Raw genomic sequence first — 19,143 nt, forward strand, 5'->3', positions numbered from 1 at the left:
GATTGATGCGCGCCTTCGCGCATCGTCGATAAAAACAGCGGCGTCTTGCCCAAGGGGCAATGCCTGCTGCAGGTCCTGGCTGTATGCAATCTGCTTGCGACACGGATATATGTACTACTCCGGGTCCCTTAAGAATCTCTTTAACAGAAGAGACTTTCACATCTGTTTACTCTGAAAGCGGGGTCGACGTCTCGAAGCGGAACCGGGCGGACGGTCGAGCAGCACCGATCGGACGTGCTTGCCGCTTGCCGATTCTACGGACATACGGGGAAGGCCGGCAGGCATTTCATGCCCGGGACCCTTGGTGAAACCGGGATGTTCGGCGTCGGCAACGGAGCCGAAACGGTCTCCGGTTCTCGGTTCGGTCGCGTCGAAATCCGAACAGCCGACAGGGGGATGTTCCGCTCGAGGGCAGCATGAGGCCGCGAGCGGGGCCATGATCATGGCATTGCGACCGTGAGGGTCGAGCCCTTTGGCGGCAGGACCGTCGCCCTCTGCCGGACGATCGATCAACCTTGCAAAGCGCGGGCGCCGGCCGACCCGGAGATGGTGGCGGGCGATGGGTGCGGCACGGCTTGTAGCATCGGTCCGAAATCCGGAACCGATTTTCGCAAAGCCCGAGGCGTGACGGCAAACAGCGATCCCGATCATCTGCGTCCGAATGGACGCACGATGATCTAGCCGAGCGTTCCGGGATAGGCATCGCTCTGCGGGATCGACGTGGCGCCCTCGCCCATCGCGCGCTGCATCAGCACCGTATCGATCCAACGGCCGAACTTCAGACCGGTCGCCTTCATGGTTCCGACCATTTGGAAGCCCTGATTGGCATGGACCTTGATCGATCCCCGATTGTCCGAGCCGCCGATGACGGCGACCATCTGCCGGAACCCGAGGCGTTCGCTGTCGGCGATGACGTTGCGTAGGAGCTGGGACCCGATGCCCCGGCCACGGGCGTCCGGCGCGAGATAGATCGTGTCCTCGACCATCCAGTTGTAGGCAGGTCGCGGACGGTAGGGCCCGGCATAGGCGTAGCCGAGGATCGTGCCGGCGGCGTCGACCGCGACGATGTAAGGGTAGTGCCTGTCCGTCAAGCCCGTCATGCGCGATCGCATCTCGCTCTCGCCCGGCGGCACCAATTCGTAGGTCGCCGTGCCCGTCAGGACCTCCTCGGCATAGATGGCGGTAATTGCCGGAATGTCGGCCGGTCCGGCCGGACGGATCGTAATGTCTGCACTCATGCCTGAACCCTCGTCTAATGCACGGCGGGCCCCTAACGCCCATTGCCGGCGACGGCCCCGCATTTTTAGAAAACCGCAACGAAAAGGGCGGCCCGAAGACCGCCCCTTCCCTTTATTCCATCGCGCGGACAAGTCCATGTCCGCCCGTTGTGACGCTTAATTATTCGCGGTTGCCGAACAGGTTCAACAACATGAGGAACATGTTGAGGAAGTCGAGATAGAGGCGAAGCGCACCCATCACGGCCTTGCGTCCGGCAACGGCAGACCCGTCGCCCTCATAGTACATTTCCTTGATCTGCTGCGTGTCGTAGGCGGTCAGGCCGGCGAAGACGAGAACGCCGATCACGGAGATCGCGAACTGGATTGCGGGCGAAGCAAGGAAGATGTTCACCACCATCGCGATGATGATGCCGATCAAGCCCATGAAGAGGAACGATCCCCATCCGGAAATGTCACGCTTCGTGGTGTAGCCCCATAGCGAGAGCGCCCCGAAGGTTGCTGCCGTGATGAAGAAGACCTGGGTGATCGATTCGCCGGTATACACTGCGAAGATCGAAGCCAGGGACACACCGACCATCGCCGCATAGACCCAGAAGGTCGTCTGTGCCGCTGCGACGCTCATCTTGTGGACGCGGAACGAGAGGAAGAGGACCATCCCGAGCGGGGCGAGCATGACAAGCCACCTGAGAGGCGTATTGAAGACCGTATTGCCAAGCTGCGTCAGGCCGATGACCTCACCGGCATCGTTGGTCACGAAAGACAGCATATACATGGCGTATGACGCGACGCCGGTCAGTGCGACACCTCCCGCCATTAGGTTGTAAACCTTCAGCATGTAGGTGCGAAGACCGACGTCGACATCTGCTCTCGTACCGGCAGCAGGCACGGTGCGCGTGCTGGAGTTCCGATAATCAGCCATATTTCGTATAATCCTTCTACGAGTGTCCCGTCGGGTACTCGATGTTGGCTCTCGTCAGACGAGAACGGGGTGATCAAGGGCCGCTGGCGGGACGCCCAGCGATGGCTTCAATATGCGGTGGGAAACAGCGCTTCACAAGAGTTCTGGCGGTGTCCGGGAAAGATTCCGGTTCTGTTTGCGCGAAATTGTCGTCAACAATTCGTAAACCCGCCTCCGCCCCGTGGCGGCACGGGGCGGAGGCGTGGGATGTCATCCAAGGGTTGCGCGAGCGTCAGAGATTGCGCAGGACCGGCGCGGCCTTTTGTCCGAGGATCCGCCACGTTCCGGCAAGTCCGAACCCGACCGTCAGCACCAGCGACACCACCAGCGTGGTCAGCGCCACCGTCCAGTCGAACCGGTAGGGCAGCGTCATCACCTGATCGACGACGAACCAGGACGCCGCCGCACCCGCCGCGATCGCGAAGATGCCGGTCGCAAGGCCGAGCAGCGCGTATTCGGTGGCGAACGCCTTGATCAGCGTGGCCCGCGTCGCCCCCAGCGTCTTGAGGACGACCGCATCGTGGACGCGGGCCCGGTTTCCGGCGGCCAGAGCCCCTGCGAGCACCAGAACCGACGCGACCAGCGCGACGCCCGCCGCCACCCGGATCGCCAGTGCGAGCTGGGCGATCAACTGGTTGACCGCATCCAGCGCGTCCTTGACCCGGACCGTGGTCACCGCCGGGAACGCGTTGGTCAGCGTGTTCACGATCGACTTTTCGCGCTCGGTGACGTCGACGCCGGAGCGGTCGGCCCCGCCGTCGTCGAGCGTCAGCGTGGCGAGCCAGGCATGCGGCGCGCCCGCGAAGGTGTTCGGCGAGAACACCATCACGAAGTTGATCGACAGGTCTTCCCACTCGATCGCCCTGAAGTTGGCGATCTCCGCGGTGATCGATCGCCCGAGCACGTTGACGGTGATCGTCTGGCCGATCTCAAGACCGAGTTCGCGCGCCTCCTCGTCGGCGAACGAGACGAGCGGCGGTCCGTCATGGTCGCTCGGCCACCACTGGCCGGCGGTGAGCGTCGAGTTCGCCGGCTCCTCGGCGGCGTAGGTGACCCCGCGATCGCCGCGCAGGACCCAGCCGCCCTCCTCCGGAATCTCCATCGTCGCCACGTCCTGATCTCCGAGATGGGTGATCCGGCCGCGCAGCATCGGGACGGCGTCGAGGGTCGAATTCGGTGCGGTTTCCTCGACGGTCCGGCGAAATTCATCGATCTCGTTGTTCTGGATATCGACGAAGAAGAAATTCGGTGCCCGGCCGGCAAGCCCGGTTCCGACCTCCTGACGCAGATCGTAGTCGATGATGGCGAGGGTCACGAGAAGGGTGAGCCCGAGACCGAGGGACAGGACGACCGAGGAGGTCAGCGCGCCCGGCCGGTGGATGTTTCCGAGCGCCAGCCGAAGCGGCGTCGACGAGACCCGGGGCGCCCGCCGCGCCAGCGCCATGACGCCGGCGGCGACGAACCTGAGGATGACGAACGCCGCCGCCGTCCCGGCGAGAAAGATCAATGCGATCTCCTTGTCCCGCGCCATGAAGATGGCGAGCCCCGCGATGCAGAGCGCCAGAACGCCGGTCATGATCACATAGGTCCAGCGCAATCTGCCCGAAGCCGTCGCGCCCGCATCGCGGAAAAGCGCGGTTGCCGCGATGTCGCGGGTCTGGCCGAGGGGCAGGAGCGCGAAGGTCAGGGCGGTCAGAAACCCGAAGATCGCGGCGATCAGGAGTGCGCCCGGATAGAAGGACGCGCTCGCCGAGACCGGGATGACGCTCTCGAGAAAGCGTGCGGTGACGAATGGCGCGATCGCGCCGAGCACCAGCCCCATCGCGACGCCCACGGTCGCCAGCGCCATGATCTGGAGGAGATAGACCAGAACCACCAGCCGTCCGGCTGCGCCGAGGCTCTTGAAGCTCGCAATGACCGGACGTTTTCCGTCGAGATAGGCCCGCACGGCGTTGGCAACGCCGACCCCGCCGACGATCAGCGCCGTCAGGCCGACGAGGGTCAGGAACTGCGAGAACCGCTCGATATTGCGCTGGAGAGAGGGCGCCGCATCGTCCGACGTCCGCACCCTGAAGCCGGCCGTCGGGAAGGCTTGGCGCGCCTCCTCGGCAATCGCCTCCGGATCGCTTCCCGCCGGCAGCTTCACCCGCCAGTCATACTCGACGAGACTTCCCGGCTGGATCAGCCCGCTCGCATCGAGCCCTGCGCGGGACATCATGAGGCGCGGGGCGAAGACGAACCCGTCGGACAGAATGTCCGGTTCGCGATTGAGGACGCCGGTCAGTTCGATTTCGGCATCGCCCAACCGGACGATGGCGCCGGGCGCGATGTCGAGGCGGTCGTAGAGTTCCTGCGCGGCAACCGCGCCGTAGCGGCCGTTGCGCTCCTCGAGCAGGGTCTCGAGCGCGATGGGCGGCGTCGTGTCGACCGATCCATAGAGAGGATAGGCTTCGTCGACCGCCTTGACCTCGGCCAGCGACTGGTCCGATCCGTCCGCGAGCCGGATCATCGAGCGCAGTCCCGCAGTCTGCGACATCTCGCCGAGCCCGTCGATATAGGTCGCCTCTTCGGGCGTGCGCTCCCGCTGGACGAGCTGGAAGCGAAGGTCGCCGCCCAGAATCGCCTTGCCCTCGCGCGCGATCCCCTCGCTCATCATGGAGGCGACGGAATTGACGGCCGCGATCGCACCGACACCGAGCGTGATGCAGAGAAGGAAGATGACGAAGCCGGACAGGCCGCCACGCATCTCGCGGAGCGCGAACCGCCATGCAAGGCGCATGGTCGGCACGATCCCCGCATTCGACGGTGCGGCGTTTGTTGCGTCAGGCGTGGCGGTCCCGATGGCGCTCATTCGGCGGCATCGCGGGTTTCGGTGGCGCGCTCGCCCTCGATCCGGCCGGAACGCACGCCGATCTCGCGTTGGCAGCGACGGGCCAGATCGGGATCGTGGGTGACGAGAACCAGGGTCATGTTGCGGCGCTCGCGCTCGGCGAACAGGAGGTCGGCAACCTGGCGCCCGGTCGTCTGGTCGAGATTGCCGGTCGGCTCGTCGGCGATCAGGATCGCAGGTTCGGGCGCGAGCGCCCTAGCCATGGCGACGCGCTGCTGCTCGCCGCCGGATAATTCGCCGGGATAGTGCGTCGCGCGATCCTTCAGGCCGACATTGTCGAGCTCCCTCAAGGCGCGCTCGAACGGCTCGGAGGTCCCCGCCAGCTCGAGCGGCACCGCGACGTTCTCGAGGGCGGTCATGTTGGGAATGAGATGGAACGACTGGAAGACGATGCCGACGTTCCGGCCACGGAAAGCGGCGAGCTGGTCTTCGGAAAGCCCGACAAGGGATTGTCCGGCGATCTCGATCTCGCCGCTGTCGGCGCGTTCGAGCCCTGCCAGCACCATGAGCAGCGTCGACTTGCCGGACCCCGATGGCCCGACGATCCCGACGGAATGGCCCCGTTCGACATCCAGATCGATCCCTTTCAGAACGTGAACGGAACTCGCTCCGCTGCCGAGCGTGAGATGGACGTTTCTTAATCGGATCGCTGGTTCCGCCAAATCGAGGATCGCCTATATGAGTCGTTGATCGGTGCGCTCGAAATCGCGCTACGCTGCCATATGGGGAACATGATGCAACGCTTCCAACCGGTTCCGGCGATCCTGACGCTCCTGTTACATTTCGTAATCGTTCAGCCGGCGTTGGCGCAGGATGCCGCCACACCATCGCAGCGGCAGATCGTCGCCTTCGGCGACAGCCTCTCGGCAGGCTACGGCGTCGGCCCGGGGGAGAGTTTTCCCGAACAACTTCAGGCAGCTCTGCGGGCCAGGGGATACGATGTCGCGGTCGCCAATGCCGGCGTCTCGGGCGACACGACGAGCGGCGGATTGTCTAGGTTGGACTGGTCGGTGCCCGAAACCGCGGATCTCGTCATCGTGGAACTTGGCGCAAATGACGCACTGCGCGGGGTCAGCCCCGCGATCACGCGCGACAATCTCGACAAGATCCTCGCGCGTCTGAAGGCGCGCGACCAGACCGTCATCCTCGCCGGCATGCAGGCGCCGCCCAACATGGGCGGGGACTATGCCGCGGCCTTCAACCCGATCTTCGCGGACCTTGCCGAGAAGCACGACGTCGCGTTCTATCCGTTCTTCCTCGAAGGCGTCGCCGCCGAGGCCGGCCTGAACCAGTCGGACAAGATGCATCCGAACGCGGAAGGCGTCGCCGTGATCGTGGAAAGGATGATGCCGACCATCACCAAGACCCTGGACGCCGATCCCGAGGAGAGCTGAGACCGGCGACGACCAGCCCGACGACGGGCGCCGCCATAACGGCCGCTCAGGAGGGTGACAGGCCGAAGATCCGGCGAATCGGCTGGCACATGCGGGTTGAGGTCCGGACCGGAAGCCTCGGACCCTGCTGCCGCGCGGCAGGGTCACGCGCCAGCGCCTCGGCGTCCCGCGACCCGACGACCCGACGACCCTTCGTCTCCCGCCGCTTGCGTTCCGTTTCATCTGTTTGCCACGAACCGGATCGAAAAGGGGATATCCTGCAGGACAGGGCCGCGGCCCTCTTGCGGCATGGCCCGAAGGATGGAAGTCTCGGTGGAGAACGTCCCGCTCCGCCCGCCACGACCGAACGGAGAGCCGCTATGCCCCGCCTGTTCACGGCCATCGAGATCCCGCAGTCTGTCGCGACGACCCTGTCGTTCCTGACCGGCGGATTGCCTTCGGCGCGCTGGATCGACCGGGAAAACTATCACCTTACCCTACGCTTCTTCGGCGATATCGAACCGCGCGCGGCGGACGAGCTGGTGGAGGCGCTCGACCGGATCCGGCGCGCGCGTTTCAGCCTGACGCTGCTGGGCCTCGGCGTCTTCACGCCGAAGAAGCCACATTCGATCTATGCGAGCGTCGAGGCTTCGCCCGAACTGATGGAGCTGCAGGCCGAGATCGACCGGATCGCCAAGCGGTTGGGTCTGCCGGTCGACAATCGCAAGTTCACGCCCCACGTGACCATCGCCAGATTGCGCCAGCCCAGGGATCGGGACGTCGCGATCTATCTGGCGCAGAAGGGCGCCTACCGCTCGCCCGCGTTCGAAGCCAAGCGCTTCGGCCTCTACTCGTCGCGCGCCTCGCTCGGCGGAGGTCCTTACGTTCTGGAAGAGCCATTCCACCTCGATGCCGGCTTGGGGGAGGACCGGGTCGCCGTCTCAGCCGATGCAGCATATCTCGGCGGATCCCACCCCTGACCTGCATGCGCGCTTATCGTGTTTGCCGACGAGCTCGGCTGGCGGACATTCGCCGTCGGCCGTGACCGGCATGCCGCCGGCAGGGTCCCCGGCAGTTCAGCCTTCTCGCGCGAAGCCGCACGGTGCCTCTTGAGACGAAGGGCCCTCCTTCCCACCTAATCCGGAACGATCGGGAAGGGTGACGCATGGCGCTGGACAGGGCACGAATTCAGGAAATCTTGCGGCCCGGGACCGCGGACGAGCAGGAGGACAAGGAGAAGACCGTTCGCGCTTCCTTCTTCGACAAGGTGCGCCAGAACCTGAAGCGCATTCCGTTCATGGAAGACGTCGTCGCCTCCTACTATTGTGCGACCGACAGCCGGACGCCGATCGCCAGCCGGGCCATCCTGTTCTCCGCGCTCGCCTATTTCATCATGCCCATCGACGTCATACCGGACATGTTCCTCTTTCTCGGCATGACCGACGATATCGCGATCCTCCTCGCAGCCTTCAAAGCCGTCCAGGGCAATATCAGGCCGGAGCATTATGACCGGGCACGCGAAACGCTCGACGGGCTTTAGCAACGGGCGCGAGGCTTCGCCCGTTCTGCGCGAAGCCGCATCGATCGCGGCCCGGCAACGGCGCCTACGGCATCGAACCGTGCTCTCGTGAACCGTCCCGGCCGGTCTTGGCGCGTTGTTTTTGATGTTTCAGCCGCACGCGCCGTACTGTCGCCCGATTCGTTCGGTTCTACCTCGGACCTGATCGCGTTTGCGCCGTTCGACGGGCGGAGTCTTCAATGTGCCTTGGCAAGGGCGACGGTCCAGTCATAGAATCGCGCTTGCCTTAAGACTCCTGAACGAACCGACATGTCAGCGTTAACCCGCGGTAAAGGTGGAACATGCAATTGTTCCATTCAGGCGATGCTTTCGGAAACGCGGCAAGGGTCCGAAGGCACCCATCAGGCCTTTGGCCATACGAACACGCAATCGAAGTGGGGAACCATGAACTTTCAGAAAATCCTGACGGCGACGGCGGCGATCCTCATCGTTTCGAGCGCCGCAAGCGCCGCTCAGACGCCGACGCGGATGAACCAGTACAATGACTGGGGAACCTATTCATACTCGGATACGAGCGGAAAGGTCTGCTATATCCTCTCGACACCGAAGCAGATGCAGCCGGCCAATGTCGATCATGGCGACATCTTCTTTCTCGTTTCGCAGAAGCCCGGCCAGGGCATCGCCTACGAGCCGCAGCTCGTCATGGGCTACGAGCTGAAGGAAGACGACAAGGTCGAGGTCGATATCGACGGAACGAAGTTCACGATGTTCTCCAAGAAGGATTCGGCCTGGATGGAGAACGCGGCGCAGGAGCCGCAGCTCGTCGCCTCCCTTCGCGCCGGCCGCTCCATGACGATCTCGGCGACGTCCAAGCGGGGCACCGATACGCGCTACACCTACTCCCTCTCCGGCGTGACGGCGGCCCTGAATTCGATCAAGGACTGCAAGTAGGACATTCCGGAATCGTCAAGAGACAGCGCGATCCCTCGATCGCGCGCGATGACAGAAAGGAAGCGCCCGGCCCTGCCGAGGCGCTCTCTTGCTTTGGGCCGACCGGATCATTTCGGCGGGTCCGGGTTGAAGATCGCGTCCCGCGCAGGCATGTGAAGGGTCAACAGTCCCGCCTTGGTTTCACCAAGACAATGCACCATGGCGCGCGGGACATCCAGAATATCGTCCGTCCGTCCAACCGCACGAAGGTTTGCTTCCATGTCCGTGTCCCTCGATCTTGCCGACCCGAAGACACGGCCCGTGGTCGAAGCGCCGGCCCTCCATCCGGTAAGGGCGGGCGGCGAGGACAAGCCGTCGCTCATCGGCATGAGCCGGGACGAACTCGGCGACGCGCTCGTCAATGCGGGCGTGCCGGAAAAGCAGCGCCGCATGCGCACCGCCCAGCTCTGGCACTGGCTCTACGTGCGCGGCGTCTCCGACTTCTCCCACATGGCGAACGTTTCCAAGGACCTGCGCGCGCGGCTTGCCGAGGACTACACGATCGAGCGGCCGGAAATCGTCACCGAACAGATCTCCGTCGATGGCACCCGCAAATGGGTCCTGCGCTTTCCGCCGCGCGGGGCCGGACGGCCGGTGGAAATCGAAACCGTCTACATTCCGGAGGAAGGTCGCGGCACGCTTTGCGTCTCCAGCCAGGTCGGCTGCACCCTCACCTGCACCTTCTGCCATACGGGCACCCAGCGGCTCGTGCGCAATCTGACGTCCGGAGAGATCGTCTCGCAGATGCTTCTCGCCCGCGACCGTCTCGGAGACTTTCCCGACATCGATACGCCCGCGGGCGCGATCGTGCCGAGTGCCGGCCGCCTGATCTCCAACGTCGTGCTGATGGGCATGGGCGAGCCGCTCTACAATTTCGACAATGTGGTGACGGCGCTCGGCGTCATTTCCGACAATGAGGGCCTGTCCATGTCCCGGCGGCGGATTACGCTGTCGACCTCGGGCGTCGTGCCGGAGATCGTTCGCGCGGGCGAGGAAACCGGCGTCATGCTCGCCATCTCGCTTCATGCCGTGAACGACGAGCTGCGCAACGAGCTGGTGCCGATCAACAAGAAATATCCGCTGGACCAGTTGCTCGACGCCTGCCGCAACTATCCCGGCTCCTCGAACGCGCGCCGCATCACCTTCGAATACGTCATGCTGAAGGACGTCAACGATTCCCTCGAAGACGCGAAGAACCTCGTCAGGATGCTGCAGGGCATTCCGGCGAAGATCAACCTCATTCCGTTCAATCCCTGGCCTGGCAGTCTCTACGAGTGCTCGGACTGGGACCAGATCGAACGCTTCGCCGACTATGTGAACCAGGCCGGCTACGCCTCCCCAATCCGCACACCGCGCGGCCGCGACATCTTCGCGGCCTGCGGCCAGTTGAAGTCGGAATCGGAGCGCATGCGCAAATCCGACCGCGAAAGGATGGAATCGGCACGCATTCTGGAGCTGTCGGGCAATGGCGAAGCCTGACCGGCCCGATCGCCTTCATTCGGTTCGGTCGCATCGGGCGGTGGCCCATGCCGACCGCGATCCAACAGCGTGACCCGCGCTCGCCGACACGTCCGCCATTCTGCGAGCCCCGTCCCGCGGACCGGGCGACGCACCAGCGGCGAAAACGACCATCGCAATCTGCGCGATGAGACTTAGGTGTGACGTCATGATCATGGTCTCCCACTTCATGCGGCCTCCGGCCGAAGTCCGGCTGCCGCATCCGAGAACGCGACGCGCGCACCGGCCTGCGTCGGCGCCGAGCCGTGATCGCACCATGCGAAACTGTGCATAGGTCCGCAAGAATGGCGGTGGTCCTGCGTTTTCTCATTCTCATTCCGTTCGGGTTCGTCACGGCTTGCCTGACGAGCGCCTTCACGATGCTGTGGCCCTATGTCGGGCGGGACGGCTCGGACTTGCTGGCAAGCCCGGTGGCCCTCGTCCATTCGACCTTCGCGTTCTGGGCGCAAGGAGCGCAGATCGGTTCGACGGTGCTGATACCCTGGGGCATCTTCATGGCGGTGACCGAAATCTTCGGTCTCTCCTCGATCGTGCTGCACATCGCGGCGGGGATCACGGGCGCCGTCGCAATCATCATCCTCGCCTATGGCGAGGCCGCGCCGAGCGGGTCCATCCAGGCGGCGATCGTCATATCGGGCCTCGTCTTCGCGCTTTCCTACTGGATCGTCGCGGGCCGCAGGGCGGGATCCTGGAGGCCGGACCGGCGCAAGCCCGCCGGCGAGAGCGCCGGACCCCGCCATGACGAAGGCTGAGACGCCGGACGCGGCGACCATGCGCCCAGCCGGCGCCGACATTTTCCTGGCCCCTATCGACAGAATCACGCCGGACGCGCTCAGCGCCTGTCAGGTGCTTCTCGATGCCGGCGAGGCCGACCGCCACGACCGGTTCAGGGTGCAGGGCGCGCGGCAGGAGTTCCTCGTCGGCCGCGCCCTGCTGCGAACCCGCCTCAGCGCCGCATGCCCGAACGTCGCTCCGTCCGACTGGCGGTTCTCGCCGAACGCGTACGGACGCCCGTCCATCGACTGGCGCGCCATGGGAGGCGACGGGCGCGCCAGCGCCGAGCCGTCCGACCTGTTCTTCAACCTGTCGCACACGCGCGGCCTCGTCGCGCTCGCCATCGGCCCGCGTCAGGAGATCGGCATCGATGTCGAGGCGATCTCCCGCGGCGCACCCGGACAGGACGTCGCGCGGCGGTACTTCACGACCGGCGAGGCCGACTGGATCGAAGGCGACGCCGACGAAGGCGCCCGAACCGAGCGGTTCTTCGCCCTGTGGACCCTCAAGGAAGCCTATATCAAGGCACGCGGCATGGGCCTGTCGCTGCCGCTCGACGGCTTCTTCTTCGATTGCTCGAAGAGCCCGCCGCCCATCGCCTTCAACGGCAAGATCGACGATGTGCCGTCCCGATGGCGGTTCTCCCGGCGGACGATCGGCCCGCAGCATCGCCTGGCCCTCGCCTTGCCGGCGGATTTCGAGGAGCCACGCTTCTTCGAGGTGCATCCCCCTCATGGCACGCCCGCCGCGTTCGCTCCCGGCGAGACAGCCGCGTTCCCATGAGGTTGTTCGCCGTCTCCGACCTTCATCTCGGCCACGAAGCCAACCGCGAAGCGATGGATGACATCCGCGCGCGGCCGGACGACTGGCTGATCCTGGCCGGCGACGTCGCCGAGAAGAACGACCATATCCGGTTCGCTTTCGAACATTTCGGCAGGAAGTTCAAACGTCTGGCCTGGGTGCCCGGCAATCACGAGCTCTGGACGCGGCCGGGCACGAAGATCGCGCGCGGCGTCGATCGCTACGAGGAACTGGTTTCGCTCGCCCGCGAATACGACGTTCTGACGCCCGAAGACGCCTATCCCGTGCTCGATCTGACAGACGGCCCCGTGCGGCTCTGCCCGCTGTTTCTCCTGTACGATTATTCGTTTCGCCCGGACGACATCCGGCTGGAAGATGCCGTCGCCTGGGCCCGCGAGAGCGGCGTCCTGTGCTCGGACGAGTTCTTCCTCTCGCCGAGACCGTTTTCGTCGCGGGGCGAATGGTGCCGGGCCCGCGTCGAGACCACGCGGACCCGGCTTGATGCCCTCGACGACGATCTTCCGACGGTTCTCGTCAGCCACTGGCCGCTGCGCCGGGATGTCGCGCGCACGCCGCGCGTGCCGCGCTTCTCCATCTGGTGCGGCACGGTCGAGACCGAAGAGTGGCACAGGCGATACCGGGCCAGGGCCGTCGTTTCCGGCCACATCCACATTCCCTCGTCCCGGCTGATCGACGGCGTGCGGTTCGAGGAGGTGTCCTTCGGCTATCCCAAGCAATGGCAGGGCCGGCGGCCCCACCCGGATCTGGCGGTCCGGGAGATCGTGCCGGAATGAGGTCGATCCCCGCCCCGAATATCGGAACCGATCGTCGAAAAGCCCGATGCGTGAAACCCGGGAGATGGCGAGAGCATCCCGCGCCCGGATAGACGCAGGATGCTTCAGACCGCAACGCCCTTGCCGAGCCGATCGAGAATGCGCGCCCAGGACCGCTGGCCCTTGTGGAACGAGGTCATCTCGTACTTTTCGTTCGGCGAGTGGATGGCGTCGTCGCCATTGCCGAAGCCGACGAGCAGCGTCTCCATGCCGAGCCGATGCTTGAATTCGCCGGCGATCGGGATCGAGCCGCCCATGCCGATCATCGCGGCCTCGTTCGGCCATTCGTCGGTCAGCGCCTCGCGCGCGGCGGCGATCCAGGGACTGTCGAAGGGAAGCTGGATGGCGCCCGAGCCGCCATGGGCGTGGAACTCCACCGTGCAATCGGCCGGCAGCTTGGCGGTGACGAAGGCGCGGAACGCCTCGCGGATCGCGGCGGGGTCCTGGTCGAACACCAGCCGGAATGAGATCTTGGCCCGTGCCTCCGCGGCGATCACCGTCTTGAAGCCCGCACCGGTGTAGCCGCCGATCATGCCGTTGACCTCCGCCGTCGGCCGCGACCAGGTCTGCTCGAGGACCGAGCGCCCCTTTTCGCCGGCCGGGACCGACAGCCCCACCTCGCCGAGAAACGCCTGTTCGGAAAAACCGAGATTGTCCCACTGAGCCTTCACCGCGTCCGGCACTTCGCCGACCCCGTCGTAAAAACCGGGGATTGTCACCCGGCCGGTCTCGTCGTGCAGGTCGGCGACGATTTTCGACAGGATGTGCAAGGGGTTCGCGGCCGCGCCGCCGTAATAGCCCGAATGCAGGTCGCGGGACGCGGCCTTGATGACGATCTCCTCGCCGACGAGACCGCGCAGGCCGGTCGAGATCGCCGGCGTCCGGCGGTCCCACATATTGGTGTCGCAGACCAGGGCCGCATCCGCCTTCAGCTCGTCCCTGTGCGCTTCGAGAAACGGCAGGAGCGACGGCGATCCGGATTCTTCCTCGCCTTCGAACAGGATGGTCACGCCGCAGGGCAGCGATCCGGTTTCGGCCTTGAACGCGCGGCAGGCCTCGACGAACGTCATCAGCTGGCCCTTGTCGTCGGCGGCCCCGCGCGCCACGATACGCTTGCTGCCGTCGGGAGCCTCCTTCACGACCGGCTCGAAGGGCTCGGACGTCCACAGTTCGATCGGATCGACCGGCTGAACGTCGTAATGGCCGTAGAACAGCACATGGGGCGCTCCTTCGGGGCCCTCGTGACGCGCCAGCACCATCGGATGACCGTTCGTGTCGCGCACCGAGGCCGCAAAGCCGATCGCAGCGAGATCGCCCGCCAGATAGTCGGCGGCCCTGCGGCATTCGCCCTTGTAGTTCGGATCCGTCGAGATCGATGGAATGCGCAGGAGATCGAACAGCCGGCCGAGCGAGCGGTCGAGATTGAGATCGATGCAGCTCAGAACGCTGTCGAGTGACGCCATGGGTCTTGATCCTCACGAAATGCCTGTGTCGCGGCGACCATAAGGGCAAGACGCCCGCGAACCAACCGGATTTGGAGAAGGAGGCATCGGACCGGGGTGACGCCTCTGGCGCGCGGTTAATCCGCTGCGTGTCGGAAGACCTTACGGCGTCGGATCGTCATCCGGGAACGCTACGCGATCGGCAAGAATCGCCGGACTTGCGGGGAAGACCCGCCGGGGTTCATCGATCGTCGAATATTTTTTCGGGAGGTTGAAAAGCGAAGAGAGCCGCTCGGCCTGGAGGGGGATACGCCGAACGACTCTCTTGCTTCTTCTCGATGAGCTGCGGTCCCCGAGAGGGGGGAAGAGGACCATGCGCTCGACACTGTTCCGGCTGTAAAGCGGGGGGACATGCTTTAGGGCCGAACCGGCGTTCAAGACCGCCGTTGCTATGAACATGCTATGGGGAGAGCATAAAATCAAGCGTGGACGGCTGAGCGACCCGTCACATCCGCGTGAGTTAACGAGCGTCTTTCAATCACGCTTCGCAGACGCTTGCAACCCAAAAGATTTCATCGCCCTGCATCTGTTGCAACTTGACAACGGCAAGCGATCGACATTCGCACTGGCTCGTCCGTGGCGTTCACGGAACAAGGGCGTTGGGGCAGTTGTCGCCGTCGCCGAAGCGCTCGATGATCGCCGAAGACATCAGGAACAGTTCGGACGGGGACAGGCGCGCCATGCCGAAGGTCTTGAACTGGCTTTCGGCAATGTCGACCCGGGTCATCAGAACGACGCCCGAATGACGCGGATCGTTGGAGATCTTCTGGAACAGGGCGTCGACGGTCTCCGCCTCCCCTTCCAGAATCTGGGTGATCACGCGACCGTCATAGGCGATGACGCCGCATATCCCGCGTTCCCCGTTCCGCTTTGCCGACGAAGCGACGATTTCGTGAAATTCGTCCCGGGAAAGATCGTTCGCAATGCTGCTATAACTGATATGTCGCATCAACCGTTGATCGTCTTGATTTTGCACCGCTATCGAGAACGGTTCCATGTCGGTGGCCGACAGGTTCGTCGCGCCAGACTATCAAACAACCGGGCTGCAGGTCAAAACGCGGCCGCTTAAGTAGTATTCCCACCCGCGCAGATGCGCCTGCCGGGGATCGCGATGCGTTCCGGACGATTGACAGATCGCCGGAGCTGGTCGATTTCCTCAAGGTGACACGATCATGAGGAAGGCATCCAACGTGACCGACATGACTGCCGTGAACGATCTCGAAGTTGCGAGTGAACTGAAGACCTTCATCGACGAGGAGGCTCTCCCCCATACGGGGATCTCCTCCGAACAGTTCTGGCCCGCCTTCTCGTCCCTTCTGAACGATCTTGCGCCGAAGAACCGCGAATTGCTCCAGATCCGCGAGGATCTGCAGGCCCGGATCGACGATTGGCATCGTGCCCAGCGCGGCAAGCAGATCAATGCCAACGAATATCAGGCGTTCCTGCGCGAGATCGGATATATCGTTCCGGAAGGCCCCGATTTCGAGATCCAGACCACGAATGTCGATCCCGAGATCGCGGTGGTTCCCGGCCCCCAGCTCGTCGTTCCGATCATGAACGCGCGCTACGTGCTGAATGCCGCCAACGCACGCTGGGGCTCGCTGTATGACGGGCTCTACGGCACCGACGCCATGGGCGACGAGCCCGAAGGCAAGGATTATGATCGCGCCCGCGGTGCCCGCGTCGTCACCTGGGCCAAGAGCTTTCTCGACGGCGTCGCGCCGCTCGATCGCATCTCGCATATCGACGTGGAGCGCTACACCGTCGCCGACGGCATGCTGATCGCCAAGTTCAGCGGCGAGAAGACCGCGCGTCTGAAGAACCCGATGGCCTTTGTCGGCTATGCGGGCGACGCCGAGACGCCATCCGCGATCCTGTTCAAGCACAACGGCCTGCATGTCGAGATCAAGATCGACGAGAAGGATCTGATCGGCAAGAACGATCGGGGCCATGTGGCCGACGTGGTCCTCGAATCGGCGGTCACCGCGATCTGCGACTGCGAGGATTCCGTCGCCGCGGTCGACGCCGAGGACAAGACCGTCGTCTATCGCAACTGGCTCGGCCTGATGAAGGGCGATCTGGAGGAGAAATTCGAGAAGAACGGCAAGACGGTCACCCGCAGGCTCAATCCGGACCGCCAGTACACCGCTCCCGACGGCTCGACCCTGACGGTTCCGGGCCGCGCTTTGCTTCTGGTGCGCAATGTCGGACACCTGATGACCAATCCTGCGATTCGGCTGAAGGACGGATCGGAGGCGCCCGAGGGCATGATGGACGCGATGATCACCACCATGATCGCGATCCACGACCTGAAGAAGATGGGCGGCCTTCGCAACTCGCGCGCCCGCTCGGTCTACATCGTGAAGCCGAAGATGCACGGCCCCGACGAGGTCGCCTTCTCGGACGAGATCTTCAGCCGCGTCGAGGATGCGCTGGGCCTCGAACGCAACACGATCAAGATCGGGATCATGGACGAGGAGCGCCGCACGACGGTCAACCTCAAGGAATGCATTCGCGCCGCCAAGCACCGGGTGTTCTTCATCAATACGGGCTTCCTCGACCGCACCGGCGACGAGATCCACACATCGATGGAAGCCGGTCCGATCGTCCGCAAGACCGTGATGAAGGACCGGACCTGGATCAACGCCTACGAGAACTGGAATGTCGACGTGGGTCTTGCCTGCGGTTTCCGCGGCAAGGCGCAGATCGGCAAGGGCATGTGGGCCGCGCCCGCCAGGATGAACGAGATGCTGAACCAGAAGGTCGGCCATCCGCAGGCCGGCGCGAACTGCGCCTGGGTGCCCTCCCCGACTGCCGCGACCCTGCACGCGACCCATTATCACCGGGTCGACGTCCTGTCCTGGCAGGAGGCGATCGCCGCCAAGGGTCGGCGCGCGATCATGTACGACCTTCTGACGATCCCGCTCGCCAACCGCGCCAACTGGCCCGAGCAGCAGATCAAGGACGAGCTCCGCAACAATGCGCAGGGGATCCTCGGCTATGTGGTGCGCTGGATCGACCAGGGCGTCGGCTGCTCGACCGTGCCGGACATCAACGATGTCGGCCTGATGGAAGACCGGGCGACCTGCCGCATCTCGTCCCAGCACATCGCCAACTGGCTGCACCAGGGCGTCGTCTCCGAGGACGAGGTCATGGACGCCATGAAGGAGATGGCGGCGAAGGTCGACGAGCAGAATGCCGGCGATCCGGCATACGAGAAGATGGCGGGGCGGTTCGACGAGTCGATCGCCTTCAAGGCGGCCTGCGACCTCGTGCTGAAAGGCCGCGTCCAGCCGTCGGGCTATACCGAGCCGATCCTGCATGCGCGCCGTTTGGAGAAGAAGGCCCAACTGGCGGGCTGACCGACGGTTGGAAACCAAAGACGCTGCAGCGCCGGGGACCTTGAGGGTCTCCGGCGTTTGCATGAGGGCGCCGAGGCGTTCCGTGTCCGGCGTTGCGGTCGCATGGGATGCGGAGACAAGCAGCTCGTCCGCGTGCCGGTCATCAGACCGGGGGCCGCTGCGCCGCCCGCCGCCGAAAGCCCTATCGCGAGGAGATCCGGTCGCTTCGCGGCAACCGCCTGTCCGGGCGGGGCCGTTCGGCATCGACCGCGACGGTGACGGTCTTCGTCTCGATCGCCCGGCCCTTACGCAGGATATCGACCGTCAGCGTCCATCGGCCGGGCGCCGGCGGGCCGCCACGGCCGACGAATTGAAGATAGGCGGCCTTCCGATGGCGGAGCGGCTTGCTCGTGCGCTCCAGAGCATTCGAGCCGTCGGGCGCCGTCATGGTGAAGCGCAGCCTGTCGCCCTTGCGAAGGTTCAGGAACCAACCCCAGCCGATCGTCGCGCGATCGCTCGGTTTTGCATCGGGCGGCACGCCGTCGAGCATCAGCCGATGGTAATCGGGCGCGGCGCCGGATACTCCGATGGCCATCGTATGGACGGCGGCCCTGTCGAGAAATGCCGACGCCGTCCGCGACCAGAGCGGCTCGCCCTCGCCTTTTGTCTGGCATCCGGTGCCGACCGACCGGCCGGTGAAGGGATCGATCGCGATGCCATGCCTGCGGACGGTCAGGTGGAGATGGGGAAACGCCGCCATGCCGGAGGAGCCGACGGCGCCGATCGTCTCGCCCGCACGGACCTTGTCCCCGGCGCGCGCCTGCAGCGAGCCCTTGCGCAAATGGCAGTACTGGACTTCGAGGCCGTCGCCGTGATCGATGATGAGGCCGTTGCCGCAATGGTTGCGGCTGAACTTCGGCCATTCGGCCGGGCTGAGGACCGGCCTGTCCTCCTCCGTATCGCGCGTCCGCAGAACGGTGCCGGCCTTCAGCGCCAGGACGGGCACGTTCTTCCGGATGTCGGACATTGCGGGGATGCGGATGTCGGTGCCCTTGTGCCCGTTGTAGCTCGCGGCCCCGCAGAACGGGTCGGCGACGCCGGCGCCCGCATCCATATCGGCATATTGCTGGACGAAGCAGGTTCGGCCCGCCTCGCATGCGACGGGCACGCCGAGGGGGCCGCCCGCCGATGCGGCTTCGATGCCTGCCGCGGAGACCGTCAGGGACGAGAGAAGGAAGACGGCGGTTGCTTTCAAAGGATGCAAAACATAATCCTCCTCGTGCGATCGCACCCGTTCACGGGCCTGTCGTTCGGTGACGTTTCGATGTCGCACGCGTTGCCACGCAGCGTGGACATCCCGTTAAAACCTTGAAGTTAAAACAGAATAACTCGAATTGCCAGACCCG

At 64.6% G+C, this 19,143-nt stretch carries 17 protein-coding genes; 9 read left to right on the plus strand and 8 right to left on the minus strand.

Features of this window, described 5'->3' with window-relative positions:
• Nucleotides 1-677 precede the first annotated feature (677 nt).
• The 4 genes from U0C82_RS00490 to U0C82_RS00505 all read right to left on the minus strand — a co-directional run bounded on the left by U0C82_RS00490 (nt 678) and on the right by U0C82_RS00505 (nt 5,748).
• Nucleotides 678-1,238: a GNAT family N-acetyltransferase gene (locus tag U0C82_RS00490; protein ID WP_322184800.1), complete on the minus strand. Its 561-nt coding sequence runs from the start codon at nt 1,236-1,238 to the stop codon at nt 678-680.
• Between the two features lie 160 nt (nt 1,239-1,398).
• Complete coding sequence (locus tag U0C82_RS00495) at nt 1,399-2,157, minus strand: Bax inhibitor-1/YccA family protein (RefSeq protein ID WP_322184802.1); 759 nt, start codon at nt 2,155-2,157, stop codon at nt 1,399-1,401.
• Between the two features lie 271 nt (nt 2,158-2,428).
• A complete protein-coding gene (locus U0C82_RS00500) occupies nt 2,429-5,047 on the minus strand; it encodes an ABC transporter permease (protein WP_416186593.1) in 2,619 nt (872 codons plus the stop codon).
• Nucleotides 5,044-5,748, minus strand: coding sequence for an ABC transporter ATP-binding protein (locus U0C82_RS00505; RefSeq protein ID WP_322184806.1), 705 nt, complete (start codon nt 5,746-5,748; stop codon nt 5,044-5,046). Before U0C82_RS00505 ends, U0C82_RS00500 begins: the two co-directional genes overlap by 4 nt.
• A gap of 72 nt (nt 5,749-5,820) precedes the next feature.
• Here U0C82_RS00505 and U0C82_RS00510 point away from each other — a divergent pair, with 72 nt between their 5' ends.
• From U0C82_RS00510 to U0C82_RS00525, 4 genes are all read left to right on the plus strand, one after another.
• Nucleotides 5,821-6,480: an arylesterase gene (locus U0C82_RS00510; protein WP_322184807.1), complete on the plus strand. Its 660-nt coding sequence runs from the start codon at nt 5,821-5,823 to the stop codon at nt 6,478-6,480.
• 359 nt (nt 6,481-6,839) lie between these two features.
• Nucleotides 6,840-7,439 (plus strand): RNA 2',3'-cyclic phosphodiesterase, encoded by a 600-nt coding sequence (gene thpR / locus U0C82_RS00515; protein ID WP_322184809.1) that lies wholly within the window; start codon nt 6,840-6,842, stop codon nt 7,437-7,439.
• Between the two features lie 191 nt (nt 7,440-7,630).
• Nucleotides 7,631-7,999 (plus strand): YkvA family protein, encoded by a 369-nt coding sequence (locus tag U0C82_RS00520; RefSeq protein WP_416186613.1) that lies wholly within the window; start codon nt 7,631-7,633, stop codon nt 7,997-7,999.
• Between the two features lie 423 nt (nt 8,000-8,422).
• Entirely contained in the window at nt 8,423-8,929 is a 507-nt protein-coding gene (locus tag U0C82_RS00525; protein WP_322184812.1) for an invasion associated locus B family protein, read from the plus strand.
• 107 nt (nt 8,930-9,036) lie between these two features.
• Here the strand turns inward: U0C82_RS00525 and U0C82_RS00530 are convergent, their stop codons facing one another.
• Nucleotides 9,037-9,189, minus strand: a complete 153-nt coding sequence (locus U0C82_RS00530) for a hypothetical protein (RefSeq protein ID WP_322184814.1) — start codon at nt 9,187-9,189, stop codon at nt 9,037-9,039.
• Between U0C82_RS00530 and rlmN the strand changes: the two genes are divergently transcribed.
• From rlmN to U0C82_RS00550, 4 genes are all read left to right on the plus strand, one after another.
• Nucleotides 9,188-10,447 (plus strand): dual-specificity RNA methyltransferase RlmN, encoded by a 1,260-nt coding sequence (rlmN, locus tag U0C82_RS00535; protein WP_322184816.1) that lies wholly within the window; start codon nt 9,188-9,190, stop codon nt 10,445-10,447. The two genes, U0C82_RS00530 and rlmN, sit on opposite strands and share 2 nt — an antisense overlap.
• A 323-nt stretch (nt 10,448-10,770) precedes the next feature.
• Nucleotides 10,771-11,238, plus strand: coding sequence for a hypothetical protein (locus U0C82_RS00540; RefSeq protein ID WP_322184818.1), 468 nt, complete (start codon nt 10,771-10,773; stop codon nt 11,236-11,238).
• The gene (locus U0C82_RS00545) at nt 11,225-12,043 is read left to right on the plus strand and encodes a 4'-phosphopantetheinyl transferase family protein (protein ID WP_322184820.1); all 819 of its coding nucleotides are present in this window, start codon (nt 11,225-11,227) and stop codon (nt 12,041-12,043) included. The genes U0C82_RS00540 and U0C82_RS00545 overlap by 14 nt, the downstream gene beginning before the upstream one ends.
• Complete coding sequence (locus tag U0C82_RS00550) at nt 12,040-12,855, plus strand: metallophosphoesterase family protein (RefSeq protein WP_322184822.1); 816 nt, start codon at nt 12,040-12,042, stop codon at nt 12,853-12,855. Before U0C82_RS00545 ends, U0C82_RS00550 begins: the two co-directional genes overlap by 4 nt.
• Before the next feature lie 104 nt (nt 12,856-12,959).
• Here the strand turns inward: U0C82_RS00550 and U0C82_RS00555 are convergent, their stop codons facing one another.
• Complete coding sequence (locus U0C82_RS00555; RefSeq protein WP_322184824.1) at nt 12,960-14,357, minus strand: dipeptidase; 1,398 nt, start codon at nt 14,355-14,357, stop codon at nt 12,960-12,962.
• A gap of 622 nt (nt 14,358-14,979) precedes the next feature.
• Nucleotides 14,980-15,345, minus strand: coding sequence for a BLUF domain-containing protein (locus U0C82_RS00560; RefSeq protein ID WP_322184826.1), 366 nt, complete (start codon nt 15,343-15,345; stop codon nt 14,980-14,982).
• Nucleotides 15,346-15,595: 250 nt separating this feature from the next.
• On the opposite strand from U0C82_RS00560, the gene U0C82_RS00565 reads away from it, so the two are divergent.
• Nucleotides 15,596-17,758: a malate synthase G gene (locus U0C82_RS00565; protein ID WP_322185951.1), complete on the plus strand. Its 2,163-nt coding sequence runs from the start codon at nt 15,596-15,598 to the stop codon at nt 17,756-17,758.
• 181 nt (nt 17,759-17,939) lie between these two features.
• Here U0C82_RS00565 and U0C82_RS00570 read toward each other — a convergent pair whose 3' ends face one another.
• Complete coding sequence (locus tag U0C82_RS00570) at nt 17,940-19,001, minus strand: M23 family metallopeptidase (protein ID WP_322184828.1); 1,062 nt, start codon at nt 18,999-19,001, stop codon at nt 17,940-17,942.
• Between the last annotated feature and the right edge of the window lie 142 nt (nt 19,002-19,143).

Source organism: Fulvimarina uroteuthidis, from assembly GCF_034321785.1.
Classification (GTDB): Bacteria; Pseudomonadota; Alphaproteobacteria; order Rhizobiales; family Rhizobiaceae; genus Fulvimarina; species Fulvimarina uroteuthidis.